The 23,902-nt window shown below is 72.6% G+C and carries 18 protein-coding genes; 9 read left to right on the plus strand and 9 right to left on the minus strand.

Features of this window, described 5'->3' with window-relative positions; genetic code table 11:
• Window positions 1–17 precede the first annotated feature (17 nt).
• From DOO78_RS16675 to mobA, 6 genes are all read right to left on the minus strand, one after another.
• Window positions 18–920, minus strand: coding sequence for a class I SAM-dependent methyltransferase (locus DOO78_RS16675; RefSeq protein ID WP_111470998.1), 903 nt, complete (start codon window positions 918–920; stop codon window positions 18–20).
• 43 nt (window positions 921–963) lie between these two features.
• Complete coding sequence (locus DOO78_RS16680; RefSeq protein WP_111471051.1) at window positions 964–2,004, minus strand: glycosyltransferase family 4 protein; 1,041 nt, start codon at window positions 2,002–2,004, stop codon at window positions 964–966.
• A 37-nt stretch (window positions 2,005–2,041) separates the two neighbouring features.
• Complete coding sequence (locus DOO78_RS16685) at window positions 2,042–2,443, minus strand: 6-pyruvoyl trahydropterin synthase family protein (protein WP_111470999.1); 402 nt, start codon at window positions 2,441–2,443, stop codon at window positions 2,042–2,044.
• A gap of 11 nt (window positions 2,444–2,454) precedes the next feature.
• On the minus strand, window positions 2,455–3,453 hold the full coding sequence (locus tag DOO78_RS16690; RefSeq protein ID WP_111471000.1) for a zinc-dependent alcohol dehydrogenase: 999 nt from the start codon (window positions 3,451–3,453) through the stop codon (window positions 2,455–2,457).
• Window positions 3,450–4,238, minus strand: coding sequence for a RibD family protein (locus tag DOO78_RS16695; RefSeq protein WP_111471001.1), 789 nt, complete (start codon window positions 4,236–4,238; stop codon window positions 3,450–3,452). The genes DOO78_RS16690 and DOO78_RS16695 overlap by 4 nt, the downstream gene beginning before the upstream one ends.
• Before the next feature lie 131 nt (window positions 4,239–4,369).
• Entirely contained in the window at window positions 4,370–5,017 is a 648-nt protein-coding gene (mobA, locus tag DOO78_RS16700) for a molybdenum cofactor guanylyltransferase MobA (protein WP_111471002.1), read from the minus strand.
• Between the two features lie 144 nt (window positions 5,018–5,161).
• Here mobA and DOO78_RS26980 point away from each other — a divergent pair, with 144 nt between their 5' ends.
• Entirely contained in the window at window positions 5,162–5,707 is a 546-nt protein-coding gene (locus DOO78_RS26980; RefSeq protein ID WP_123060035.1) for a BON domain-containing protein, read from the plus strand.
• Window positions 5,708–6,133: 426 nt separating this feature from the next.
• Window positions 6,134–7,825 carry a sigma-70 family RNA polymerase sigma factor gene (locus DOO78_RS16710; protein WP_207802943.1) on the plus strand — a complete coding sequence of 564 codons (1,692 nt, stop codon included), beginning with the start codon at window positions 6,134–6,136 and terminating at the stop codon, window positions 7,823–7,825.
• Between the two features lie 60 nt (window positions 7,826–7,885).
• On the opposite strand, the gene DOO78_RS16715 is transcribed toward DOO78_RS16710, so the two are convergent.
• Window positions 7,886–9,232: a dicarboxylate/amino acid:cation symporter gene (locus DOO78_RS16715; protein ID WP_111471003.1), complete on the minus strand. Its 1,347-nt coding sequence runs from the start codon at window positions 9,230–9,232 to the stop codon at window positions 7,886–7,888.
• Window positions 9,233–9,429: 197 nt separating this feature from the next.
• Here DOO78_RS16715 and DOO78_RS16720 point away from each other — a divergent pair, with 197 nt between their 5' ends.
• The 3 genes from DOO78_RS16720 to ftsH are packed head-to-tail and all read left to right on the plus strand — an operon-like array spanning window position 9,430 to window position 14,107.
• Window positions 9,430–9,843 (plus strand): Hsp20/alpha crystallin family protein, encoded by a 414-nt coding sequence (locus tag DOO78_RS16720; protein WP_111471004.1) that lies wholly within the window; start codon window positions 9,430–9,432, stop codon window positions 9,841–9,843.
• An 8-nt stretch (window positions 9,844–9,851) separates the two neighbouring features.
• Window positions 9,852–12,269, plus strand: a complete 2,418-nt coding sequence (gene lon, locus DOO78_RS16725) for an endopeptidase La (RefSeq protein WP_111471005.1) — start codon at window positions 9,852–9,854, stop codon at window positions 12,267–12,269.
• Window positions 12,266–14,107 carry an ATP-dependent zinc metalloprotease FtsH gene (ftsH, locus tag DOO78_RS16730; protein ID WP_111471006.1) on the plus strand — a complete coding sequence of 614 codons (1,842 nt, stop codon included), beginning with the start codon at window positions 12,266–12,268 and terminating at the stop codon, window positions 14,105–14,107. The genes lon and ftsH overlap by 4 nt, the downstream gene beginning before the upstream one ends.
• A gap of 179 nt (window positions 14,108–14,286) precedes the next feature.
• Here ftsH and DOO78_RS16735 read toward each other — a convergent pair whose 3' ends face one another.
• On the minus strand, window positions 14,287–15,324 hold the full coding sequence (locus DOO78_RS16735; protein WP_111471007.1) for an ABC transporter substrate-binding protein: 1,038 nt from the start codon (window positions 15,322–15,324) through the stop codon (window positions 14,287–14,289).
• Between the two features lie 75 nt (window positions 15,325–15,399).
• Window positions 15,400–15,840 carry a hypothetical protein gene (locus tag DOO78_RS16740; RefSeq protein WP_111471008.1) on the minus strand — a complete coding sequence of 147 codons (441 nt, stop codon included), beginning with the start codon at window positions 15,838–15,840 and terminating at the stop codon, window positions 15,400–15,402.
• Window positions 15,841–15,939: 99 nt separating this feature from the next.
• Here DOO78_RS16740 and DOO78_RS16745 point away from each other — a divergent pair, with 99 nt between their 5' ends.
• The 4 genes from DOO78_RS16745 (at window position 15,940) to DOO78_RS16760 (ending at window position 23,889) form a co-directional block, all read left to right on the plus strand.
• Complete coding sequence (locus DOO78_RS16745; RefSeq protein ID WP_111471053.1) at window positions 15,940–17,478, plus strand: acetolactate synthase large subunit; 1,539 nt, start codon at window positions 15,940–15,942, stop codon at window positions 17,476–17,478.
• Window positions 17,479–17,760: 282 nt separating this feature from the next.
• Window positions 17,761–19,119 (plus strand): efflux RND transporter periplasmic adaptor subunit, encoded by a 1,359-nt coding sequence (locus DOO78_RS16750; RefSeq protein WP_128080076.1) that lies wholly within the window; start codon window positions 17,761–17,763, stop codon window positions 19,117–19,119.
• Window positions 19,120–19,213: 94 nt separating this feature from the next.
• A complete protein-coding gene (locus DOO78_RS16755; protein WP_111471010.1) occupies window positions 19,214–22,360 on the plus strand; it encodes an efflux RND transporter permease subunit in 3,147 nt (1,048 codons plus the stop codon).
• Window positions 22,357–23,889, plus strand: coding sequence for a TolC family protein (locus DOO78_RS16760; protein ID WP_111471011.1), 1,533 nt, complete (start codon window positions 22,357–22,359; stop codon window positions 23,887–23,889). The genes DOO78_RS16755 and DOO78_RS16760 overlap by 4 nt, the downstream gene beginning before the upstream one ends.
• Window positions 23,890–23,902 lie beyond the last annotated feature (13 nt).

Below are 23,902 nucleotides of genomic sequence, written 5' to 3' on the forward strand. Positions count from 1 at the left end.
CACCCATCTCCTTCGGTTCAGCGGCGCCGCGGCGGCAGCGCCAGCAGGTCGTGATGCGCGATCCGCGCCGAGAGCCGCCCGGCCTCGACCTGGGCCAAGCGCGCCGCGGTCCAGGACTGGATGCGCCGGAGGCCGCGCGGGTCCTGCCGGGCGGCGGCCTCGGCATGGCCCTGCACCAGCTCGGAGAGCAACGCATCGGCATTGGCGCGGAGCGCCGGATGCAGCACCGGGCCGCGCTGCCGCACCTCCCAGTCGCTCGGCGCCCGCTCCACCGTGAAGCCCCGCGCCGCGAAGATCTCGGCGATCGCGGCCGGGGCGCGCGGCCCGAGCGCGGCGCCACCGAAGCCCTTGTCGCGCGCCTGATCGCGGCGGAAGCCGGCGGCGACCGGCGCATCGGCCGGGTGCGGCGGGGCGAAGCGCTCGCGCCCCTCGACGCAGAGCGCCGCATAGAAGGGCAGGCGCAGCGCCGCCGCCATGCGCTCCAGCCAGGGGCGGGAGACGAGGTCGCAGAGCGCCGAGCTCACCACCGCATCGGCATTCGCCAGCGGCAGGTTGTCCGGCGCCTCGGCGAGATCGGTGATGAGCGTCTCGATCCGCCAGGCGCCGCCGGGGGCGTGCACCAGCAGGGTGCGCCGGTTGGGCGCGGTGACCGGGAAGCCGATCTGGTCGGCGCGGTCGGCGATGGTGTCGAAGGCGGCCTCGGCCATGTCGCGGCTGCTGTCGACCAGCGTCCAGACCTGGGCGCGGCCGAGCCGGGGCGCCAGCCAGCGCAGCAGGCTGCCGGTGCCGGCGCCGAGATCGATGAAGCGCGGCCGCGCCGGCAGCAGCGCCAGCAGCCGCGCCGCCAGCGTCTCCGACCGCGCCGCGGCATCGAAGGGCTCGCGCAGGTCGAGCCAGTCGAGGGCGAACTCCTCCGCCATCAACCGTCTCCGCGCTGCTGGCCGGCCGCGTCGCGGTGCCGCATCACGCGCGCTCCAGCTCGGCGGCGAAGGCGGCGGCGCGGTCGGACCAGCGCGGCAGGCGCTGGCCGGCCTGCCAGGCAGCCTCGGCCATCTCCCGGCGCATCTCGGTATCGGCGAGCATCCGCCGCAGCGCCTTGGTCAGGGAGACGACATCGCCGGGCGGCGAGACGGCGCCGGCCTCCATCGGCACGAGATCGGCGATGGCGCCGCCGGCGGTGATGGCGATCGGCAACCCACGCGCCAGCGCCTCGGCCGCCGCCATGCCGTAGCCCTCCCACCAGGTGGCGAGGGCGAAGAGGTCGGCGCCGCGATAGAGCGCCTCCAGCGCCTCGCCATCGACTTCGCCGGCGAAGGTGACGCGGCGGGTGAGGCCGAGCGTCTCGGCCAGGGCCTGCAGCCCCTCGGCATGCACCGGGTTGCGGTCGTTGCCGCCGGCGATGGTCAGTGTCCAATCGAGATCCAGCAGCCCGGCCAGGGCCCGCATCAGCACGTCGTGCCCCTTGCGCGGCACCAGCGTGCCGACGGAGAGGATCGCCGTGCCGGGGCCGCCGGAGCCCGTCGCGCGCGGCGCCGGATCGGTGCCGGGCTCGACCACGCCGAGGCGCGCCGCCGGCAACTCGAACTCGGCGGCGAGGCGCTGCGCGGTGTGGGGCGAGGTGGCGACGAGGCGGGCGAGGCGCGGGAAGAGGTCCCGCTCGATGCCGCGCAGCGCCTCCCGGTCCTCCTGCGGCGCGCCGTGCTCGAGGGCCGTCGGGTGGTGGATCAGGCCGATGGCATGGCGGGCGGCGAGCGGCTCCGCGAGAGCGGCGAAGGCGGGCAGGCCAAGGCCGTCGATGACCGGGCGCGTGTCGGCCGGCAGCGCCTCGAGCGCGGCGCGCGCCGCGGCCTCGGCCGCTGCGTCGGGCAGCGGATGCCGGCCGGCGAGCTCCACCACCTCGACCGCATGGCCGAGGTCGCGCAGGCCCTCCACCATGCGGCGATCATAGATATAGCCACCCGAGAGGGTGGCGAAGGGCCCGGGGAGGATCAGCGCGATCCGCATGCGCACCCCCCGCGCGGCCGTCGCGCCAGGCGCCGCGTCATGCGACGGCGCCCTCATAGGCGGCCCAGGCATTCGGGCTCTCGCGCAGCAGCACCTTCAGCGCCGTCACCTGCCCACCCTGGGGACCGAGCCGGCCCTCGCGCAGCGCGGCGCAGAGTAGCTGGTGGATGTGCCGGCAGAGATATTCGGTGGTGGTGTTCTGCCCGGCGAATTGCCCCTCGTCGTCGAGGTTGCGGTAGTCGAGCGTATCGAGGGCGCGGCGCAGCTCCGTCTTGGCCAGGCCGATATCCACCAGCAGGTGCAGATGGTCGAGCTGCGGCGCGCGGAATTCCGCCTCCACCGCGAAGGTGGCGCCGTGCAGGCGCTGGGCCGGGCCGAACTCGGCCCCGCGGAAGCTGTGCGCCACCATGATGTGGTCGCAGACGGTGAGCGAGAACATCGCGATACCTTCTAGGGATAGGTGATGACGGGGCAAGGGGGGGGGGCGGCGCCGGGGGCGAGCAGGCCGGGCAGCCGTTCGGGCAGCTCGGCGAAGCCGGCGACCGGCGCGCAGAGCGCATCGAGCCGCGGATCCTCGAGCAGGGCGAGGGCGAGGGCGAGCCGCTCCGCATGGCTGCGGCGGCCGCGCATGGCGGGGGCGACGGCGCCGACCTGCGAGGAGAGCAGGGAGAGCCGCCGGGCATGGAAGGCCTCGCCGAGCGGCAGCGGCACGACGCGGTCGCCATGCCAGCTCGCCTCGACGATCCGCGCCTCGAAGGCGGCGCGCTCGAGGGCGAGCCGCAGCCCGGCGGCGCTGGCGCTGGCATGGATGATGAGCTCCTGCTCGCCCGGCGCCGCCTCGGGCAGGGCGAAGCGGGCGCCGATGGCGGCGGCGAGGGCGGCGCGGCCGGGATCGAGATCCACCAACACCGGCGCGAGGCCCGGCATGCGCGCCAGCAGCGCCGCCACCAGCAGCCCGACCAGGCCGGCGCCGATGACGAGGACGCGCTCGCCGGGCAAGGGGCGCGCATCCCAGAGGATGTTGAGCGCCGTCTCCATGTTGGCGGCGAGCACCGCGCGATGGTCCGGTACCGCCTCCGGCACCGGGATGCACATGCTTGCCGGGGCGAGGAAGCGGTCCTGGTGCGGGTGCAGGACGAAGACGCGGCGCCCCTGCAGCGCCGGCGGCCCGGCCTCCACCACCCCCATGGCGCAGTAGCCGTACTTCACCGGGAAGGGGAACTCGCCCGCCATCAGCGGCGCGCGCATGGCGGCATGCTGGCTCGGCGGCACGCGGCCCTCGAGGACCAGCCGTTCGGTGCCGCGGGAGAGGGCGGAGGCTCGGCAGCGCACCAGCGCCTGGTCCGGCGCGGGCGGCGGCAGCGTCTCCTCGCGCAGCTCCGCCCGGCCGGGCGCCACGATCCAGAGCGCCCGGGCCTGGCGGCCCGGCTCCGGCGCGGGTGCCGTCATCGCGTCGCCGCGCCCGGCCGCGCCCGGTCGAGCGCGATGTCGAAGAGCACGTCGGGGCCGAGCGGATGGACCGTCCAGGCGAAGCGCAGCCCGTCGGCGATGCGGGCCACCTCGGGCAGGGTGAAGGCGGGCACGCCCGAGCCGAGCAGCACCGGCGCCACCGTCACATGCAGCCGGTCGAGGCAGCCGGCGGCGAGGAAGCGGCTGACCGTGACGCCGCCGCCCTCGACGAAGATGCGGGTGAGGCCGCGCGCGGCCAGCGCGGCGAGGATGGCGGGGACGCGCAGCCCGCCATGCGTGGCATCGCGCGGCAGCCGCAGCACCTCGGCCATGCCCAGCCGCTGCGGTCCGGCCGCGTCCTCGGCGCAGAGGAGGAGGGTCGGCGGCCCGTCACGGAACACGCCGAACGCGGCGCCGAGCCGGCGGTCGGTGTCGAGGATCACCCGCACCGGGCTCGGCCCGGTGCAGTCGCGCGTGGTCAGCCGCGGATCGTCCTGCCGGACCGTCCCGGCGCCGATGACGACGGCGTGGCAGAGGGCGCGCAGCCGGTGCGTGTGCAGGATGTCGCCGCGGCCGCCGATCCATTGCGAGGAGCCGGAGGCGGTGGCGATGCGCCCGTCCAGGGTCTGCGCCAGGCGGCCGACGACGATGCAGCCATCGGCGGCGCGCGGCGGGGCAAGCAGCGGGCCGAACAGCGCGCCGAGCGGGCCGCCGGGCAGCGGGCCGGGCGCGTCGCGCAGCCGCAGCAGCGACTCCCAGTCGGTGTGGCGAGCGGTTCCATCCATCGGGCGCGGACCATGCGGGAAGGCGGGCAGGGATGCCAGCGGATCGAGGCGCCGGGAAGGCGGGCAGCGCCCGGCCGGCACCGGATCGTGGCGAGGCGCGAACGCCGCGGGAGCGCGGGTGTTCGCCGGCCTCAGGCGGGCAGGCCGGGCAGCATCGCCTCCGCCCGGGCCAGGTCCTCCGGCGTGTTGGCGTTGAAGAAAGGATCGCAGGGCGTCGTCGGCCACGTCGCCGTGGCGCAGCCGAGATGGGCCGCGATCCGGCCGGCCCGGCGCTCGCCGGCCTGCAACGCATCCCGCAGGGCATGGCGCAGGCCGACCGGCCAGAGGGCGATGGGCGGATGCTGCCGCCCGGCGGAGGCGGCGCAGGCGATGGGCAGGCCGGCATCGCGCCGCGCCGCCGCGAGCCGCGTCGCCAGGTCGGCAGGCAGGAAGGGCGTGTCGCCGGGAACGGAGAGCAGGTCCGGCAGGTCCGGGCGATGCGCCGCCGCCCAGTCGAGCGCGGCCAGCACGCCGGCCAGCGGCCCGGGATGCCCGGGCAGGGAATCCGCCACCACCGGCAGGGCGAGGTCGGCGAAGCGCGCGGCCTCGCCATTGGCGTTGAGGATGACTGCGGCGACCTGCGGCCGCAGCCGCGCCAGGACATGGCCCAGCAGGGGGCGGCCGCCGAGTTGGCGCAGCGGCTTGTCGCCGCCGCCCATGCGCCGCGCCAGGCCGCCGGCCAGGATCACGCCGAGGATGGCGGGCGCCGCCGAGGCAGGGCTGGGTGCGGCCTGCCTCATGGCGACCGCCCATGGCGCGCCGCCAGGGCGCCTGGCCGCGGCCGGAGATGGGGTGGCATGCCGACACAGGGTGGCGAGCCGCCCGGCCCCGCGCAACCCGGCCGGTGGCGGTGACGTTTATCGGCCACAATCGGGAGGACATCCATGCCCACCTATCGCTTCCCCGCCGAGGCCGGCCTGGCCCTGGACGGAGGAGCGCTGACCGCCGATGCCATCAACCACCGGCTCAGCGCCCTCGGCTTGACGCGCGAGGGGATCACGGTCAGCCGGAACGACGACGCCGTCACCCTGGAAGGCCGGCTGCCGGATGAGGCGACGCGGGAGCGGGTGCTGCTCGCGGTGGGCAATCTGCAGGGTGTGGCGCGCGTCGATGACCGGATGACGGTGGCGCAAGCCCGGGAGGGCCTGCTCGGCACGCTCGGCGCCTTCGCCCGGCTGCCCTCCGGGAGCGCCACTATCGAGGCGGCGGAGCGCGCGGTGCATGCGGCGCGGCCTGATCCCGATGCGCGGTTCGGTCCGGGCGGCAGCATCCTGCACGTGGTGCAGCCGGGGGAGACGCTGGAGGCGATCGCGGCCCGGCACTACCACGACACCGCGGCGGCCGGCTGGATCCTGGAATCCAACGATCCCGTGGTGTCCGACGCCGCGTCGCTGCGGCCGGGCATGGTGCTGCGATTGCCGCCCCGTTAGACCGCGATCCGCCAGTGCCGGTTCGCAGGCCATCAACCAGAACGGGAAGATCTGCCGGGGAGGGCTCTCGCCATGCCCCGGCATCGCCGGTGCCAGCGCCATCGGTTTCAACCGGAAGCCGTGCGATCCCATTGGGCAACCGAGACTTGACTTGCCTCCGTGGCGATGCCTAGGAACGCGGTTACCGCTGAGGTCCATGCCACAGTTGCAACCCTGCTCCGTCAATTGCGCAGCGGGGCTGGCAGGGTTCGGCGTTTATCACCACATCCCTCGCGCGCCCCGATGCTGCGCGACCCTCCTGACGGCTGATCCGCTCCCGTGCCGCTTCGCGGTGTCGCGGGCCTGTGGTCGTTGAAGGTGGGACGTCGCCGGGGCACGGACCGACATGGAGGCGGATCGCGGGATCTGCCGGGAGTGGATCGAGTGATGGACGGGTTTGTCACCGAGACGATGCTGGACGAGAACGAGGCCGAGGTGCGCGTCTCGCGGCCCCTTGGCGCGCCGGCCTTCGAGGCGCTGGTCGCTCGCGTCCCGGGTGGTGACGAGATGCCCGCCTGGGAGGAGGGTGACGGCGCCGAGGACGCTCCGGGCGATCTCGCCGCCGAGGCCGAGGAGGGCGAGGGCGATGCCCCCGTGGCCGAGACCGAGGTCGTCGCCCCGACGACCGGCAATTACGACGAGGCCTCGCTCGGCCGTACCGATGACCCGGTCCGGATGTTCCTGCGCGAGGCGTCGCGCACGGAGCTGCTGACGCGCGAGCAGGAAGTGGAGCTGGCGCAGCGCATCGAGGCGGGGCGCGAGGCGATGCTGGGCGCTCTCGGGGCCTGCCCGACCACGCGCCAGTCGCTCGCCGGCTGGCGCGACGCGGTCGCGGCGGGCGGGCTGCCGCTGCGGGATCTGGTCGAGCTCGAGGCGATGGCCGCGGCGGCTGAGGCGCCGGCCGAGGGCAGTGAGGAGGGCGAGGCCGCCGAGGGCACGCTTGACCAGCGGCTGCGGCCGGAGATCCTGGCGGCCTTCGACGCGGCGCTGGCCGCCGCGGCCACCGGCCCGGCCGTCGAGATCGCCGGGCTGATCGCGGCGCTGCGGCTGCGGGCCGACCGGATCGAGACGCTGATCGAGCAGGTGCGCGGCGCGCATCGCCGGCTGACCGGCCTCGATGGCCGGGCGCTGCGGCTGGCGATGGCGGCGAAGCTTGGGCGCGAGGCCTTCCTGAAGCTCTGGGATGCCGGCGAGGACGGGACGGCCAAGCTGGCCGCCAAGCTCAAGGGGGCCGGGCCGGAGCTGCTCGAGATCCGCGCCGAGGTGGCGCGGATCGAGGCGGAGACCGGTCTCGCCGCGCCGATGCTGCGGCAGCTGCATGCCGAGATGAGCCGCGGCGAGCGCGACATTCGCAAGGCCAAGGAGGAGCTCACCCGGGCGAACCTGCGGCTGGTGGTGCATATCGCGCGCAAGTACCGCAACCGCGGGTTGCTGCTGGGCGACCTGATCCAGGAGGGGAATATCGGCCTCATGCGCGCGGTCGAGAAGTTCGACTGGCGCAAGGGCTTCAAGTTCTCCACCTATGCCACCTGGTGGGTGCGCCAGGCGATGACGCGCGCCATCGCCGACCAGGCGCGGACCATCCGCGTGCCGGTGCACATGGCGGAGACCGCCTCGAAGATCGCCCGGCTCGGCCGCATCCTCGCCCACCGGACGGGGCGCGAGCCGACGGCGGAGGAGCTTGCCCAGCGGCTCGGCGTGCCGACCGAGAAGGTGAAGTCGGTGCAGGGGATCGTGCGCGAGCCGGTCAGCCTGGATACGCCGATCGGCGAGGAGGAGGATGGGCGCCTCGGCGACCTGATCGAGGACCGCAACGCGGTGCACCCCTTCGACGCGGTCGCCCGTTCCGGCCTGCGCGAGGCGGCGGCACGGGTGCTCTCCGACCTGACGCCGCGCGAGGAGCGCATCCTGCGCATGCGCTTCGGCATCGGCATGGAGCGCGACCACACGCTGGAGGAGGTCGGCAAGACCTTCCACGTGACCCGCGAGCGCATCCGGCAGATCGAGGCCAAGGCGCTCAAGAAGCTGCAGAACGGCCAGCGCGGCCGGGCGCTGCGGAGCTATCTGGACCGCAGCTGAGCTGGCCTCGCGGCATGGGAAAGGGCGACCCTTCGGGGTCGCCCGTCCTGTGTCCGCCGCTCAGGCCGGCCTTCGCGTCGGGACGTAGGTCTCGATGTCGCTCGCGGCATCCGCCGCATCCTCGGGCTCCGGCGTCATCTCGCCCTCCCATTTGCCGACCACGGCGGTGGCGAGCGAGTTGCCGATGACGTTGGTCGCCGAGCGGCCCATGTCGAGGAACTGGTCGATGCCGATGATCAGCAGCAGCCCGGCCTCGGGGATGTTGAAGGTGGTCAGCGTCGCCGCGATGACGACGAGCGAGGCGCGCGGCACGCCGGCCATGCCCTTGCTGGTCAGCATCAGCAGCAGCAGCATCGTCGCCTGCTGGCCCCAGGACAGCTCGATGTTGTAGGCCTGCGCGATGAAGAGCGTCGCGAAGGTGCAGTACATCATCGAGCCGTCGAGGTTGAAGGAATAGCCGAGCGGCAGCACGAAGCTGATCACCTTGCGGCTGACCGGGAAGCGGACGAGCTGCTCCATCAACTGCGGATAGGCCGCCTCGCTGCTTGCCGTGCTGAAGGCCAGCAGGAAGGGCTGCCGGATCAGGCTGATCAGCTCGAAGACCCGGCGGCCGAAGATGAGGAAGCCGACCGCGGCGAGCAGGCACCAGAGGATGGCGAGGCCGAGATAGAACTCGGCGACGAACTTGCCGTAGGTGACCAGGATGCCGAGGCCCTGGGTGGTGATGATCGCCGCCATGGAGGCGAAGACCGCGATCGGCGCGAGGCCCATGATGTAGCCGGTCACCTTCAGGATGACGTGGCTGAGCTCCTCGGTCCAGGCGACGATCGTCTTCGCCTTCTCCCCGAGCGCGGCGCAGGCGACGCCGAAGAAGATGGAGAAGACGACGATCTGCAGGATCTCGTTGGTCGCCATCGCCTCGAAGATCGAGCGCGGCACCAGATGCGTCACGAAATCCTTGAGCGAGAGCGAGCTGGTGCCGACGCCGCTCGCCGCATGCGCGTCCGGCAGCGGCAGGTCGAGCCTCGCGCCGGGCTGCAGGATGTTCACCAGCAGCAGGCCGAGCAGCAGCGAGACGAGCGAGGCGCTGATGAACCAGGCCATGGCCTTGGCGCCGATGCGCCCCACGGCGCGGGTGTCGCCCATATGCGCGACGCCGACCACGAGGGTCGAGAAGACCAGCGGCGCGATGATCATCTTGATCAGGCGGAGGAAGATGTCGGTGATGAGGGAAATGTAACCGGAGATGGCTTTCGCGGTGTCCGGGTTGGGCCAGAGCATGTGGCAGAAATGGCCGGCGATGATCCCGAGCACCATGCCTACCATGATGAGCAAGGTCAGCCGCTGGGTGCGCAAGGGGTGCCCTCCTGCTTCGCCCGGCGCCGCCGGGAATCGTGACGGGAGCATGGAGGAAGCCCTGTTGGCGCAGGAGTGGGCGCAGTCCCGGTGACGGAATTGTGTAGATCGGCCGTATCGATCCCGCAGCGGCCCGGCAGCGGCCGGTGGATGCGCGCCGCAAGGGTAGGAACGATGACGCGAAGGGCGCATTCTTTCGGGCGGAGGCCGCCACCGATGCGGCGGGCAGGAGCGGGGCGCGTAACGGCATGACGAGGGACGACCCGGAAGCCTGGATGTGGGCCGAGGCCTGTGACGCGGTGACGCGCGCGGAGCGCCTGCACCGCCGCTTCTTCGAGCTGCGCCCGGGGCCGGCGGCGGGCCCCCCGCTCTGGCAGCCGCCGGCGGATGTGCTGGAGACGGCGCGCAGCGTGCTGGTGATGGTCGCGCTGCCGGGCGTCGATCCCACGGGCATCGAGGCGGTGATCGAGGGCGGGGCGTTGCGCGTCGCGGGCGTGCGGCGCCTGCCGCCGGAATGGCGGGATGCCGCCATCCATCGCCTGGAATTGCCGCAGGGCCGGTTCGAGCGGCGGGTGTCGCTGCCGCCCGGCCGCTACAGCGCCGCGGTGCGCCACACCATGTTGAATGGCTGCCTGCTGGTCAGCCTCGACAAGACCGCCTGAGGTCCATCATGTCCGCATTCCCGCACGACCGCCCGCCGCCGCGCCTGCCGGATCTCGGCCCGGGTGCCGAGGGCCAGCCCGCCGCCGCCCTGCCGCCGGATGCGCTGCCGATCCTGCCGGTGCGCGAGATGGTGCTCTTCCCGGGTGGCGTCGTGCCGCTCGCCGTCGGCCGGCCCAGCTCGGTCGCGGCGGTGCAGTACGCGCTGCGCGAGGGACGGCCGATCGGCGTGGTGATGCAGCGCGACCCGCAACAGGCGGAGCCATCGGCCGGCGACCTGCACCGCACCGGCACGGTCGCCAACATCCTGCGCTGGGTGACGCTGCCCGATGGCAGCCACCAGCTCGTCTGCCAGGGCGTGCAGCGCTTCCGCGTGCTCGACTGGGTGGCGGAGCGGCCCTTCATCGCCGCCGGCGCCTTCCGCATCGCCGAGCCGGAGACGCGCACGCAGGAGCTGGAGGCGCGCCTGCTCAACCTCCGCAACCAGGCGCTGGAAGCCCTGCAATTGCTGCCGCAGGTGCCGGAGGGGCTGGTCGCCACGGTGCAGGGGCTGGACCAGCCGGGCCCGCTTGCCGACCTCGTCGCCGGTTATCTCGACATTCCCGCCACCGAAAAGCAGGCGATCCTCGAGACCGTCGATCTTGGCGAACGGCTCGACCGCGTCTCCCGCGTGCTGGCGCAGCGGCTGGAGGTGCTGCGGCTCTCGGCCGAGATCGGCCGGCAGACCCGCGCCAGCCTCGATGCCCGGCAGCGCGAGGTGCTGCTGCGCGAGCAGATGGCGGCGATCCAGAAGCAGCTCGGCGAGGACGACGGCAAATCCGCCGAGATCGCCGAGCTGACCGCGGCGATCGAGAAGACCGGCATGCCGGCCGAGGTGGAGGCGGCGGCGCGGCGCGAGCTGAGGCGGCTGGAGCGCATGCCGGAAGCCTCGCCCGAGCACGGCATCATCCGCAACTACCTCGACTGGCTGATCGAGCTGCCCTGGCGCCTGCCGGCGGAGCGGGGGATCGACATCGCCGAGGCGCGGCGGATCCTCGACGAGGACCACTACGGCCTCGAGAAGATCAAGCGCCGCATCGTCGAGTACCTCGCCGTGCGCAAGCTGGCGCCGGAGGGCAAGGCGCCGATCCTCTGCTTCGTCGGCCCGCCCGGCGTCGGCAAGACCTCGCTCGGCCAGTCCATCGCCCGCGCCATGGGTCGCGCCTTCGTCCGCGTCTCCCTCGGCGGCGTGCATGACGAGGCCGAGATCCGCGGCCATCGCCGCACCTATATCGGCGCCATGCCGGGCAACATCCTGCAGGGCATCCGCAAGGCCGGCGCGCGCGACTGCGTCATGATGCTCGACGAGATCGACAAGATGGGACGCGGCATCCAGGGCGATCCCTCGGCGGCGATGCTCGAGGTGCTGGACCCGGAGCAGAACGGCACCTTCCGCGACAACTATCTCGGCGTGCCCTTCGACCTCTCCCGCGTCGTCTTCATCGCCACCGCCAACATGCTGGACACCATCCCCGGCCCGCTGCGGGACCGGATGGAGATCATCGAGCTCAGCGGCTACACCGAGGAGGAGAAGCTGCAGATCGCCCGGCGCTACCTGGTGCGCCGGCAGCTCGAGGCGAACGGGCTGCGGCCGGAGCAGGCCAGCCTGACCGATGCCGCGCTGCGCGCCATCATCCATGCCTATACCCGCGAGGCCGGGGTGCGCGGCCTCGAGCGGGAGGTGGGCCGGGTGTTGCGCCACGCCGCGGTGCGCATCGCCGAGGGCAGCGCCAGCAGCGTCGCCATCGATGCCGGCGACCTTACCCCGATCCTCGGCGCGCCGCGCTTCGAGAACGAGGCGGCGATGCGCACCAGCGTCCCCGGCGTCGCCACCGGCCTCGCCTGGACCCCGGTCGGCGGCGACATCCTCTTCATCGAGGCGACGCGCACGCCGGGCGGCGGCCGGCTGATCCTCACCGGCCAGCTCGGCGAGGTGATGCGCGAGAGCGCCCAGGCGGCGCTCAGCCTGGTCAAGGACCGCGCCGTCTCCCTCGGCATCGATCCCGCCCTGTTCGAGAAGTCGGACATCCATATCCATGTGCCCGCCGGCGCGACGCCGAAGGACGGGCCGAGCGCCGGCGTCGCCATGTTCACCGCGCTCGTCTCCCTGCTGACCGGTCGGACGGTGCGCAGCGACACGGCGATGACCGGGGAGATCAGCCTGCGCGGCCTGGTGCTGCCGGTCGGCGGCATCAAGGAGAAGGTGGTCGCGGCCGCCCGCGCCGGCCTGACCCGGGTGATGCTGCCGGCCCGCAATCGGCGCGACGAGGAGGACATCCCGGCCGAGACCCGGGCGCGGCTGGAGCTGATCTGGCTGGAGCGCGCCGAGGAGGCGGTCGCCGCCGCGCTGGAACCGGCCAAGGCCCCGGCCAGGGAGGGCGCGGCATGAAGAAGGACGGCCGCTTCAACATCCTCTACTGGGCGGTGGCGCTGCTCGGGCTGGTGCTCGTGCAGTACGTCGCCGCCCGCAACCAGCAGGTCGCCAACATCCCCTACAGCCAGTTCCAGCAATTGCTGAGCGAGGGGAAGGTGGCTGATGTCGGCGTCTCCGACCGCTTCATGCAGGGCACGCTGAAGGAGGCGCTGCCGGGCGGCCAGACCCGCTTCACCACCACCCGCGTCGATCCCGACATCGCCCGGGAGCTGGAAGGGCACGGGGTCAAGTTCAACGGCCAGATCGAGAGCACGCTGTTCCGGGACGTCCTCTCCTGGATCCTGCCGATGGTCTTCTTCGTCGGCATCTGGTTCTGGCTGGGGCGCCGCATGGCGGCCGGCGGCGGCCTGATGCAGATCGGCAAGAGCCGCGCCAAGGTCTATGTCGAGAGCGACACCAAGGTCAGCTTCGCCGATGTCGCGGGCGTGGACGAGGCCAAGGACGAGTTGCGGGAGGTGGTCGACTTCCTGCGCGAGCCGGAACGCTACGGCCGGCTCGGCGGGCGGATGCCGAAGGGCGTGCTGCTGGTCGGCCCGCCGGGCACCGGCAAGACCTTGCTGGCGCGCGCCGTGGCGGGCGAGGCGAAGGTCCCCTTCCTCTCCATCTCCGGCGCCGAGTTCGTCGAGATGTTCGTCGGCGTCGGTGCCGCCCGGGTGCGCGACCTGTTCGAGCAGGCCCGCGCGCAGGCGCCGGCCATCATCTTCATCGACGAGCTGGACGCCCTCGGCCGGGCGCGCGGCCTCGGCGGCGGCTATGGCGGCGGCGTGAATTCGGAGGCCGAGCAGACGCTGAACCAGCTCCTGGTCGAGATGGACGGCTTCGATTCGCGCGCCGGCCTCATCATCCTCGCCGCCACCAACCGGCCGGAGATCCTCGATCCGGCCCTGCTGCGCGCCGGGCGCTTCGACCGGCAGGTGCTGGTCGACCGGCCGGACCGCGCCGGGCGGGTGCAGATCCTGCATGTCCATCTGCGGCGGGTGAAGCTGGCGCCGGAGGTGGAGCCCGAGAAGATCGCCGCGCTCACGCCCGGCTTCACCGGCGCCGACCTTGCCAACCTGGTCAACGAGGCGGCGCTGCTCGCCACCCGCCGCGGCGCCCCGGCGGTCAGCATGGCGGATTTCGGCAATGCGGTGGAGCGCATCGTCGCCGGGCTCGAGAAGCGCAACCGGCTGCTGAACGCGCATGAGCGCGACATCGTTGCGCATCACGAGATCGGCCATGCGCTGGTTGCCATGTCGCTGCCGGGGACCGATCCGGTGCACAAGGTCTCCATCATCCCGCGCGGCATCGGCGCCCTCGGCTACACCATCCAGCGGCCGACCGAGGACCGCTTCCTGATGACGCGGGAGGAGCTGGAGCGGAAGATGATGGTCCTCCTCGGCGGCCGGGCGGCGGAGCTGGTGGTCTATGGCCATCTCTCGACCGGCGCCGCCGACGACCTGCAGCGGGTGACCGACATCGCCCGCGGCATGGTCACGCGCTACGGCATGTCGGAGTCGCTCGGCAGCGTCACCTATGAGCGCGACCCGCGCAGCATGCTGGCCGGGCCGGGCGCCATGCCGGGCGGCCCGCGCGACCACGACTACGGCGAGGCGGCGGGCAATGCGATCGATGCCGAGGTGCGGCGGATCGTCGATGGCGCGCTGGAGCGGACGGTGACGCTCGTGAAGGAGCGGCGCGAGGCGCTGGAGCGGACGGCGCAGCGCTTGCTCGAGAAGGAGACGCTGGAGGAGGCCGAGCTGGTCCAGCTTCTCGGCGTCACCCCGCGCCCAGCCAAGGAAGCGGCCGAGTAGCCATCAGGGGCGCCTCAGGCCGGCCCGAAGAGGTCGAGATGGGCGTCCAGCCCCGGCTCCCGCCAGAGCGGCCGCGCCAGCCGACATAGCCGTCCGGCCGCGCCAGATGGCAGGCCGGGGCCGGCCCGGCGCCGACCACCAGGACGTCGTCCACCATGCCCTCGCTGCCGCCGGCACGGTCAGGCCTTGCCGATGCCCCTGTTCACTAGCGAGAGGTCGAAAGCCTTCCGCCAGTCGAGATCCTTCGGCAGCACGCCCACCTCGGCCATGGCGGCATGGAAGCGGCCCCACCGTTCCTCGGTCATGGCGCCGATGCCGAGCCGGCCGGCATCGCCGGAGCGGACGATGCCGGCCTCGTTCATCATGCGCGTGCCGAAGGCGATGAGATCGTCGCCCATCTCGGGGTTCTGCGCCTTGATCAGGGCATTGGCGGCTGCCGTGTCGACGCCGCCGGCCGGGCCCTTCAGATACTGGTCCCAGCCCTCCATCGAGGCGTCGAGGAAGCGCTGGATCACCTCGCGCCGCTCGGCGAGCGTCTTGGCGCCGATATTGATGGTGGTGCCGTAATTCTCGAAGCCGGCATCGTGCAGCAGCAGCGTCTCCGGCGTCATGCCGGCCTGCCGGAGGGAGAAGGGCTCGCTGCCGAGATAGCCCTGCTGCACCAGCATCCGGTCGGCCAGGAAGGGCTGCAGGTTGAAGGTGTAGGGGCGGATCTGCTCGTCCTTCAGCCCGTATTTCTGCCGCAGGAAGGGCCACCAGGTCACCCGCGGCTCGGCGCTGATCAGGATGGTGCGGCCGCGCAGCGCCTCGAAGCCGCTGAAGCCGGTGCCCGGATGGCCGATCAGCACCACCATGTCCTTCTGGAAGATCGCCCCGATGCAGAGGAAGGGCAGCTTCTCCTGCACGAAATTCAGCGCGCCGAGGCCGTTGCCCATGGACATGTCGACCCGCCCGCCGAGGAGGAGCTGCGCCGGGTTGATCTGCGGTCCGCCGGTGCGGAGATCGACCTCCAGCCCCGCCTTGCGGTACAGCCCGGCCGCCTGGGCCTGGTAGAAGCCGCCATGCTCGGCCTGGGCGCGCCAGTTGGTGATGAAGCTCACCTTGTCGAGGCGCGGCTGCGCCCGGACGGGACCGGGCGCGGGCAGCAGCAGCGGCGCCCCGGCGCCGAGCAGGCCGAGCGCCGCGCGGCGCGAGACGATGTGACGGTGCACGGACATGCGGTCTCCCCCGACGGGCCGGGAGGCAGGGTGCCACGCCCCGCCGCCGGCGCAAACGCCGGGCATCGGGGTCCCTCAGGGCCGCAGGTGCAGCGGCCGGATCAGCATGAGGGCGGTGCCGAAGCCCCAGGCCCCGTTGTAGAGCAGGCCGCGCCAGGGGATGGCGCCGTTCCAGAGCGGCAGCCCCTTCAGCCAGGGCACCAGCGACACCGCGACCGCCGTCAGGGCGAGCGCCCCGAACAGGGTCGAGAACAGGATCGCCCGCGGCCGGACCCCGGTGAGCAGCAGGGCCAGCAACGCCCCCCAGGCGCCGCCCCAGAAGCTCTGCGACAGGACCGTCGGCACGCCGAGCGGCCGGGTGGGCGCCATGTTGAAGGGGGGCGCGGTCCGGCCGAGGGCGGCGACCACCGCGGGGATGTCATTGCCGAGGTGGTGGAGCAGGAAGGCGGTGCCCTGATGGAAGACGAGCACGGCCAGGGCGCCGGCGATGAAGCCGGCCAGGATCGTTCGCACCATCGGCCTTGGATTCCCCCTCTGCCCTGCCGGCCGGTCCCTTGCCGTGCGGCTCCGGCCCGCGCACCCTGACAGGACGTGATGTCCTGGAAGGGGAACGCCGTGAACGGAGCCGAGAGCCTGGTCAAGACCTTGTTGGGAAGCGGCGTCGATGTCTGCTTCGCCAATCCGGGCACCAGCGAGATGCATTTCGTCGCCGCGCTGGATCGGGTTCCCGGCATGCGGTGCGTCCTCGGCCTGCAGGAGAACATCGTCACCGGCGCGGCCGACGGCTACTGGCGCATGGCGGAAAAGCCGGCCTGCACCCTGCTGCATTGCGGCCCGGGCCTCGCCAACGGCCTCGCCGGGCTGCACGATGCCCGCCGCGCCCGCTCGGGCATCGTCAACGTCGTCGGCGACCAGGCGGTCTATCACCGGCCCTTCGACGCGCCGCTGACCGCCGATACCGAGGGCTGGGCGCGCGGCGCCTCGGCCTGGGTGCGCACCTCCAGCCGGTCCGAGGATGTCGGCGCCGATGCGGCCGTCGCGGTGCAGGCGGCGCGGACCTCGCCCGGCCAGGTGGCGACGCTGATCCTGCCCTCCGACAGTTCCTGGAACGAGGGCGGGGTGGTGGCGGCCGCCCTGCCGGTGCCGGCGGTGCCGCAGGCCGATCCGCATGCCATCCGCCAGGCGGCCCGGCTGCTGCGCGAGAAGCGCAACGTCCTGCTCCTGCTCGGCGGCCTGGCGCTCCGCGAGGGGGCGCAGCAGCAGGCCCAGCGCATCGCCGCCGCGACCGGGGCGAAGCTGCTGGCCGAGGGCTCGAATGCCCGCATCCAGCGCGGCCGGGGCCGCCTGCCGCTCGAGCGGGTCCCCTATGTGAACGAGCTCGCGGTGAAGGCGCTCGAGCCCTACGAGCACATCATCCTGGTCAATGCGAAGGAGCCGATCGGCTTCTTCGGCTATCCCGGCAAGCCCAGCCGCTTCTGGCGGGAGGGCTGCGAGCTGCATGCGCTGACCCGGCTGGAGCAGGATGCCGAGACGGCGCTGCGGGCGCTGGCCGAGGAGCTCGGCGCGCCGGCCGCCGCCATGCCCGATCCCGGCCCGCGGCCGGAGGCGCCGCGGGGATCGCTGAGCCCGGAGGGGCTGGCCCGCGCCGTCGCCGCGCTGATGCCCGACGGGGCGGTGGTGGTCGACGAATCCGTCACCTATGGCCGGGGCTTCTTCTCCGAGAGCCATGCCGCGCCGCCGCATGACTGGCTGCAGAATTGCGGCGGCGCCATCGGCTATGGGCCGCCGGTCGCGGTCGGGGCGGCGATCGGCGCCGGGGGGCGCCGGATCATCGCCCTGCAGGCCGATGGCAGCGCCATGTACACGCTGCAGGCCCTCTGGACCCAGGCGCGGGAGCGGCTGCCGGTGACGACGGTGATCCTCTCGAACCGCAAGTACCAGATCCTGATCGGCGAGTATCAGAATGTCGGCGCCAATCCGGGCCGGACGGCGATGGACATGCTCGATCTCGGCAATCCCGATATCGGCTGGGTGCAGCTGGCCAACAGCCTGGGGGTCGAGGCGGCGCAGGCGGCCAATCTGGAGACGCTCGGCGACCTGATGGCGCAGTCCTTCAGCCGGCCCGGGCCCTTCCTGATCGAGCTGCTGATCTGACCGCCGCGGCGCCATGGTCCCTCGATCGCCGGACCATGGCGTCTCCGCTGCCTGGGCCAAGTCTCAATAGGGCCGATGTTGTGCCGCAACATGAGACTTCGCGCGTGAAACAAGCTTTCCTAGCGTTCAGGTTTCGCGCAATGTCGGGGTAAGCCGCTTGGGCGCATGGTCACGCTGCGCCGGGATAATTGGTGTCCCGGCACGCCCTCCTGCGTTATTTCGGCACGTCGAGGCAGGGCAGGGGGCACGGGACATGCGGCAGGCGGTGAGTTTCGAGCAGACATGAATATGGTCCACCAGCCGCATCCAGTGCCGGAGGCCAAGGTCGCACGACCGGCGGTGCCGCATTCCGTGCCGCCGTCCCAGCCCGCGCCCGCCGTCGAGGCCGCCCCCGGCCCGCCGGAAGCCCCGGCCGAGGCCGCGCCCCCGGCCCGCCGCCTCTGGCTGCCCTCGGCGCTGCTGCTGGTGGCCGCCATCGGGGCCGGCGCCTACTACATCACGCATCGCGAGCGCCCGGTGCCGACCTCGCCGCCCGCGACGGTCACCGAGCCGCTCTCGCAGGGCGAGTTCCGCCTCTCGGACAACGAGATGCGGGCGCTGCGGATCGAGGAGATGCAGCTCCGGGACTTCCGGGCCGAGCGGATCGCCGAGGGCCGGATCGCCTACAACGAAGACCGCGCCACCCCCGTCTTCTCGCCGTTCAACGGCCGCGTGGTCCGCGCCGAGGCGCGCATGGGCGATACGGTGAAGGCCGGCGACACCCTGCTTGAGATCGAGACCACCGACCTCGCCGGCGCGGCCAACGACCTGCTCTCGGCGGCCGACGCCGCCAACAAGGCCCGCGCCACCCTCGACCAGGCGAAGCGGGAGGAAACCCGCCAGGCGAACCTCTTCTCCGCCCGCGCCGCCTCGCAGCGTGATGTCGAGCAGGCCCGGGTCTCTGCCGGGACCGCGGCCGACGACCTGCGCAGCGCCCAGGCGACGCTGGCCGCCGCCCGCGACAAGCTCCGCGTGCTCGGCCGCAGCCCGGAGGAGATCGCCCGCATCGAGCAGACCCGCATGGTGAATGCGGTGGTGCCGGTGCTCGCCCCGATCGGCGGCACGGTGACGCAGCGCAAGGTCGGGCCCGGGCAGTGGCTCTCGAGCGGTGCCGCCGATCCCATCTACACCATCGCCGACCTCTCCACCATGTGGCTGATCGCCGCGGTGCGGGAGCTCGACGCCCCGCTCATCCGGGTCGGCCAGCAGGTGAAGGTCTCGGTCGGCGCCCTGCCGGACCGGGTCTTCGATGCGCAGGTCACCGCGACCAGCGCCGGGCTCGACCCGGCCACGCGCCGGATGACGGTGCGGGCCGAGGTGAAGGACCCCGACCGCCTGCTGAAGCCCGAGATGTTCGCCACCTTCCGCATCGAGGTGGGCGAGGAGCAGCGCGCCGTCGCGGTGCCGGTGAACGCCCTGATCTTCCGCGGCCCCGAGGCGAGCGTCTGGGTGGCGCTCGACGGCAACCGCTTCATGCTGCGCAAGGTCAAGGTCGGCATCCGCAGCGGCGACATGATCGAGGTGACGGAAGGGCTGAAGGAGGGCGAGCACGTGGTGACGGGCGGCGCCCTGTTCATCGACCGGGCCGCGAGGATCGACTGACCGGCTTCCACGGCTGGCGGAACCGGGGTCGATTCGGTCATGATGCCGCCAGGCGCCGCATCAGGCCGCGCCGCACGCGGCCAGGACAAGAGCAATGCGCCAGATCGTCGCTTTCTCCCTACAGCGTCGACCGCTGGTCATCCTGCTGTTCTTCGTCTTCATCATCCTCGGCCTGATCGGCTTCACCCGCCTGAACATCGAGGCCTATCCCGATCCGGTGCCGCCGCAGGTGGTCATCGTCACCCAGAACCCCGGGCAGAGCGCCGAGGAGATAGAGCGCTACGTCACCATCCCCGTCGAGGTGGCGATGGCCGGCCTGCCGAACCTGACCTCGGTGCGCTCGACCAGCCTCTTCGGCCTCTCGGACGTGCGGGTGCAGTTCAATTTCAACTTCACCTATGACCAGGCGCTGCAGCAGGTGCTGAACCGGCTCGGCCAGCTCCAGGGCCTGCCCGAGGGGGTGGAGCCGGAGATCTCGCCGCTCAGCCCGATCGGCGAGATCATGCGCTATCGCCTGGTCGGGCCGCCCGGCTACTCGCTGGCCGACCTCAAGACCCTGCAGGACTGGGTGCTCGACCGCCGCTTCAAGCGGGTGCCGGGGGTGATCGACGTCACCTCCTTCGGCGGCCTGACCAAGAGCTACAACATCATCATCGACCTGCACCGCATGGCGGCGCACGGCCTCGCCCTGCCGCAGGTGATCGAGGCGGTGCGGGCGGGCAATGCCACGGTCGGGGCGGGCGTCATCCGCATCGGGCCGCAGGCGGCGGTGGTGCAGGGGATCGGGCTGATCCGCAACCTCGACGACATCCGCGGCGTGGTGGTGGCGGCGGGCGGCGGCATGCCGGTGCTGCTCTCCGACATCGCCGAGATCGAGATCGGCAACATGCCGCGACTCGGCATCGCCGGCCATGAGGGGGATGACGACGTGGTGCTGGCCACGGTGCTGATGCGCCGCGGCGAGCAGACCCTGCCGACCATCCGCGGCGTGCAGCGGGAGGTGGAGCGCATCAATGCCGGCGGCATCCTGCCGCCCGGGGTGCGGATCCATCCCCTCTACGACCGGGAGGACCTGGTGAAGATCACCACCCGGACGGTGGTGCACAACATCATCGAGGGCGTGCTGCTGATCCTGGTGATCCAGTACCTCTTCCTCGGCGATCTCCGCGGCGCCCTGGTGGTGGCGGCGACCATTCCCTTCGCCTTCCTCTTCGCCATCCTGCTGATGCTCATCCGGGGCGAGAGCGCCAACCTGCTCTCGCTCGGCGCCCTCGATTTCGGCCTGCTGGTGGATGCCACCGTCATCATGGTGGAGAACATCTACCGCCATCTCGGCCTCGCCCGGCAATCGGCGCATCGCTACGTGCCGCCGGCCGGGACGAAGGAGCTCTCCGGCCTCTCGCTCACCGTGCTGCGGGCGGCCGGCGAGGTGGACAAGGCGATCTTCTTCTCGGCCCTCATCATCATCGCCGCCTTCATCCCGCTCTTCACCCTCGGCGGCATCGAGGGGCGGATCTTCGGCCCGATGTCGAAGACCTATGCCTATGCGATCATCGGCGCCCTGCTGGCGACCTTCACCATCACCCCCGCCCTGGCCGCGGCGATGCTGAAGGAGGACAGCCAGGAGCGGGACACGCCGGTGGTCCGGGTGCTGCGTTGGGGGCATCGCCGGCTCTACGGCCTCGCCATGCGCGCCCGGGCGCTCTGCCTCGGCCTCGCCGCCCTCACCTTCGCCACGGCGATCCTGCTGCTCTCGACGCTCGGCGCCGAATTCCTGCCGACGCTCGAGGAGGGCAATCTCTGGGTCCGCGCCACCATGCCGGGCACCATCTCCCTCGAGGAGGGCAACGGCACGGTCAACCGCATCCGCGCCGTGCTGCTCGAATTCCCCGAGGTGGTCACCGCCACCTCGCAGCAGGGCCGGCCGGATGACGGCACCGACAGCGCCGGCTTCTTCAATGCCGAGTTCTTCCTGCCGCTGAAGCCGCCCGAGGCCTGGACCACGGCGACCAACCGCGACGGGTTGGTGCACGCCATGCAGGAGCGGCTCTCGCGCGAGTTCGTCGGCATCGAGTTCAGCTACGCCCAGGCGATCAGCGACAACGTCCAGGAGGCCGCCTCGGGCGTGAAGGGCGCCAATGCCATCAAGGTCTTCGGGCCGGAGCTCGACATCATCGCCCGCAAGGCGGAGGAGATCCGCCGGGTCCTGGCCGGGGTGGAGGGGGTGGCCGACCTCGCCGTCTTCCGCTCCCTCGGCCAGCCGACCGTGGCGGTGCAGATCGACCGCGCCCGGGCGGCGCGATTCGGCCTCTCGGTCGGCGACATCAACGAGGTGGTGCAGGCGGCGATCGGCGGCGCCGAGGCCGGGCGGGTCTACGAGCCGGGCGGCGACCGCAATTTCCCGCTCGTCGTCCGCCTCGCCGCGCCCTTCCGCGACAGCCTCGATGCCATCGCCCGCATCCCGGTCGGCGGCGGCGGCGCGGCGACGCTGGCCGATGTGGCGCGGATCCGCCTCATCTCGGGCGTCTCCTACATCTACCGCGAGGATGCCAGCCGCTACGTCCCCATCCGCTTCTCGGTCCGCGGCCGCGACCCGGCCAGCACGGTCGCCGAGGCGCAGGAGCTGGTGGCGCAGCAGGTCGAGCTGCCGCCCGGCTACCGGCTGGACTGGGTGGGCGAGTTCCGCAACCTCCAGGAGGCGATCGGGCGCCTGATGGTGGTGGTGCCGGCGGCGCTCGCCCTCATCCTGGTGCTGCTCTACGTGCAGTTCAACACGCTGCGGGAGACGCTGCTGGTCTTCGCCATCGTGCCGCTCTCCCTCACCGGCGGCATCGCGGCGCTGGCGGTGGCCGGGCTCAATTTCTCGGTGCCGGCGGCGATCGGCTTCCTCGCCCTCTTCGGCATCACGGTGATGGAGGGCATCATCATGCTCTCGCACTTCAACCATCTCCGGCTGGAGGGCATGCCCTGGCGCACCGCCCTCGACCAGGCCGGCACCGACCGCATGCGGCCGGTCTTCATGACCTGCTTCGCCTCCTTCACCGGCCTGCTGCCCATGGCGCTGGCCACCGGCATCGGCGCCGATGTGCAGAAGCCGCTCGCCCTCGTCGTCGTCGGCGGTATCGGCCTGGTGCCGCTCTTCATCCTCGTGGTCTTCCCCGTCATGATCGATCTCTTCGGCAAGCCGCGGCATCTGCGGCAGGATTCCTCCCAGGTCCGCTCTCTGGGCCTGCGGGCATGACGCCTCGGCTGCTCCCGCTGCTGCTTGGCCTCGGCCTGTTGGTGTCGCCGGGTCTCGGACCGCCGGCCCTGGCGCAATCGGGCCCGCGGGCGATGCCGGGCGGCCTGCCGCTGCCGGTCGGGCAGGGGGCGCAGCCGCTGACGCTCGACGCGGCGGAGCGGCTGCTGATCGACCGCAACCTCGTCCTCCTCGCGGCGCGGCGCGGCGTCGATGCCGCCCGCGCCAACCGGCTGGTCGCCTCCTCCCTGCCGCCGCCGCAGGTGCAGGTCGGCAACAGCTTCGCGCAGTTCAACGAAACCGCGGCCGGCGCCATCAAGGGCGCCCGCTTCCTCAGCCCATCGAACAACATCAGCGTCGGCCTGCAGGTGCTGGTCGAGCGCGGCAACAAGCGGAGCCTGCGCACCCGGCTCTCCGAGGACCAGATCGGCACCGCCGAGGCGCAGGTGCTGGACGCGCTGCGCACCCAGCTCTTCACCCTGCGCCAGGCCTTCCTCGGCGCGCTGCTGGCGCGGGCCAATCTCGAGGTCGCGCTCGGCAACCGGCTGAGCCTCGACCGGACCGAGACGCTGCTGCGGCGCCAGCTCCGCGACGGCGCGATCCCGGAGGGCGACCTGCTGCGCTTCCAGGCGAGCCGGCTGCAATTCGAGCCCGACGTCACCAACAACGCCCAGGCCTATGCCGCCGGCATCGCCTCGGTCGCGGCGCTGCTCGCCGCCGATCCGGCCGCCTTCCAGCCCGGGGCCGGGCAGATCCAGGCGCTCGGCATCCGCCCGAGCGTGCCCGCCTCCCTGGCGCCGCCGCCGCCCGGCCCGCGCGGCCCCGCCGGCACCCCGCCCGGCCCGGCCAGCGCGCCGACCAGCGTGCAGACCATCCTCTCGCCCGTCGCCTTCGACCTGCGCGGCCGCTTCGACCTGGTGCCGGCGCTCGGCATCTCCCGCGACGAGCTGGCCCAGGCGATCGAGAACCGGGCCGATGTGGTGGCGGCGCAGCGCCAGGTGGCCGCGGCCAATTCCAACCGGCAACTGGCCGAGGCGTCGCGGTCGCGCGACGTCACCGTGAATGGCGGCTGGTCCCGCTCCCGCCTGTCGCAGGACCTGCCGAATTCCCGCGACCAGCTCAACGCGACCGACAGCTTCGGCATCCAGCTCTCGATGCCGATCTTCACGCGCCAGATCACCGAGGGGAATGTCGGGATCGCGGCCGCGCAGGCCGGGCAGGCGGAGGCGCAGGCGCGCGCCGCCCTGCTGCAGGCGCGGGCCGACTTCGCCACCGCCTGGGCGAGCTACGAGCAGGCGCGGGCCTTGCTGAACCTCTATACCGGCGGGGCGCTGAACCGCGCCGAGGAGGCCTATCGCAGCACCGAGCAGGCCTATCTGGCGGGCGGGCGGACGCTGCTCGACGTGCTGGATGCGCTGCGGACGCTGAACGCGACGCGGGTCCAGGCGAATCAGGCGCGCTACGCCTATCTCCTCGCCCTGGCGCAACTCGAACAGGCGACGGGCGTCTCCGGCATCGCGCCACGGCTGTGACGCGATTGCACCA

Origin of the sequence: Roseicella frigidaeris (assembly GCF_003258945.1) — a bacterium.
GTDB lineage: Bacteria > Pseudomonadota > Alphaproteobacteria > Acetobacterales > Acetobacteraceae > Paracraurococcus > Paracraurococcus frigidaeris.

Bases quoted from the DNA above. Each gene is read 5' to 3' on its own strand.
- DOO78_RS16715 (WP_111471003.1), bottom strand. From the start codon at position 9,232: ATGCTCCCGTCACGATTCCCGGCGGCGCCGGGCGAAGCAGGAGGGCAC.
- DOO78_RS16720 (WP_111471004.1), top strand. From the start codon at position 9,430: ATGACGAGGGACGACCCGGAAGCCTGGATGTGGGCCGAGGCCTGTGAC.
- DOO78_RS16750 (WP_128080076.1), top strand. From the start codon at position 17,761: ATGAATATGGTCCACCAGCCGCATCCAGTGCCGGAGGCCAAGGTCGCA.
- DOO78_RS26980 (WP_123060035.1), top strand. From the start codon at position 5,162: ATGCCCACCTATCGCTTCCCCGCCGAGGCCGGCCTGGCCCTGGACGGA.
- DOO78_RS16760 (WP_111471011.1), top strand. From the start codon at position 22,357: ATGACGCCTCGGCTGCTCCCGCTGCTGCTTGGCCTCGGCCTGTTGGTG.
- mobA (WP_111471002.1), bottom strand. From the start codon at position 5,017: ATGAGGCAGGCCGCACCCAGCCCTGCCTCGGCGGCGCCCGCCATCCTC.
- ftsH (WP_111471006.1), top strand. From the start codon at position 12,266: ATGAAGAAGGACGGCCGCTTCAACATCCTCTACTGGGCGGTGGCGCTG.
- lon (WP_111471005.1), top strand. From the start codon at position 9,852: ATGTCCGCATTCCCGCACGACCGCCCGCCGCCGCGCCTGCCGGATCTC.
- DOO78_RS16680 (WP_111471051.1), bottom strand. From the start codon at position 2,004: ATGCGGATCGCGCTGATCCTCCCCGGGCCCTTCGCCACCCTCTCGGGT.
- DOO78_RS16695 (WP_111471001.1), bottom strand. From the start codon at position 4,238: ATGGATGGAACCGCTCGCCACACCGACTGGGAGTCGCTGCTGCGGCTG.
- DOO78_RS16710 (WP_207802943.1), top strand. From the start codon at position 6,134: ATGGACGGGTTTGTCACCGAGACGATGCTGGACGAGAACGAGGCCGAG.
- DOO78_RS16755 (WP_111471010.1), top strand. From the start codon at position 19,214: ATGCGCCAGATCGTCGCTTTCTCCCTACAGCGTCGACCGCTGGTCATC.
- DOO78_RS16740 (WP_111471008.1), bottom strand. From the start codon at position 15,840: ATGGTGCGAACGATCCTGGCCGGCTTCATCGCCGGCGCCCTGGCCGTG.
- DOO78_RS16685 (WP_111470999.1), bottom strand. From the start codon at position 2,443: ATGTTCTCGCTCACCGTCTGCGACCACATCATGGTGGCGCACAGCTTC.
- DOO78_RS16690 (WP_111471000.1), bottom strand. From the start codon at position 3,453: ATGACGGCACCCGCGCCGGAGCCGGGCCGCCAGGCCCGGGCGCTCTGG.
- DOO78_RS16735 (WP_111471007.1), bottom strand. From the start codon at position 15,324: ATGTCCGTGCACCGTCACATCGTCTCGCGCCGCGCGGCGCTCGGCCTG.
- DOO78_RS16675 (WP_111470998.1), bottom strand. From the start codon at position 920: ATGGCGGAGGAGTTCGCCCTCGACTGGCTCGACCTGCGCGAGCCCTTC.